The sequence below is a fragment of the Saccharothrix sp. ST-888 genome (genome assembly GCF_000955975.1).
Classification (GTDB): domain Bacteria; phylum Actinomycetota; class Actinomycetes; order Streptomycetales; family Streptomycetaceae; genus Kitasatospora.
Map to the genome: position 1 here is coordinate 1 of NZ_JYJF01000900.1, position 312 is coordinate 312.

At 72.1% G+C, this 312-nt stretch carries 1 protein-coding gene; it reads left to right on the plus strand.

What is annotated here, in order from left to right; translation table 11 throughout:
* The coding region (locus tag UK12_RS34970; protein ID WP_045307252.1) for an amidase family protein at positions 1 to 312 on the plus strand (312 nt) is incomplete at both ends.

Consider the following 312-nt stretch of genomic DNA (forward strand, 5'->3'; position numbering starts at 1 on the left):
TACTGGACCGCATCGCCGCCGTGGACCCCGAGGTCAATGCCTATGTGACCGTCACCGCCGACGCCCCGCTGCGGTCCCCCCGCGAGGCTGAACGGGAGATCGCGGCCGGCCTCTACCGGGGGCCGCTGCACGGCCTCCCCTTCGGGCTGAGGGAGCTGGTGGACACCGCCGGTGTGCCAACAACCGTGAGCTACCTGGTCCGTGCCGACCATGTGCCCACAGCCGACGCCGCCGTCACCGCGAGGCTGCACGGGGCCGCTGCGGTGCGCGTCGGGAAGACCGACACCGACGAGTTCGCGTACGGGACGACCA